Origin of the sequence: Cryobacterium sp. MLB-32 (assembly GCF_000738085.1) — a bacterium.
Classification (GTDB): domain Bacteria; phylum Actinomycetota; class Actinomycetes; order Actinomycetales; family Microbacteriaceae; genus Cryobacterium.
The window spans coordinates 1-476 of sequence record NZ_JPRS01000761.1 but is presented as its reverse complement, the minus strand read 5'-3'; the positions used below and the strand labels follow the sequence as shown (position 1 = coordinate 476).

General features: G+C 60.7%; 1 pseudogene. It reads right to left on the bottom strand.

The annotated features are described in order from the left end of the window. A pseudogene (locus JF66_RS21255) lies at positions 1-354 on the bottom strand (MFS transporter); the annotation flags it as partial. Positions 355-476: the final 122 nt, after the last annotated feature.

Sequence of the window (476 nt, the reverse complement as noted above, 5' to 3'; positions counted from 1 at the left end):
CAGGGCGATGTGGCCCATCATGATCACGAATGGCGCTGTAGAACAGCACAGCTCGGACCCGAGCACCCGGCGGTCGGCGATCCAGGCACCGAGGATGGTGGAGAGATACACGCCGCCGCCGTAGGCACCGACGATTCCGGCGGCCGTTGCCTGCGGAATTCCGAGTCCGCCGTCGTTGACGGAGTAGAACAGGTACAACAGCAGGATTCCCTGCATGCCGTAGAAGGAGAAGCGTTCCCACATTTCGACGCCAAAGATGTTGGCTAGGGAGCGGGGCTGTCCGAAGAATCCGCGATCCTCGTGAGACGGAACGGTCGTTGCTTTTGCTTCAGCATCGTTGGTGATGTTACTCATTGCTTGACTTTACCCCCCTGAACGAGGGAGGAACCTGATGGTCACTCAGGTTCCCGTGTCTGAGCCGACGCTCCGATCGACGACGCCGGCCGCCGTCGGAGCGGTCTAGGGTCGAAACCAGA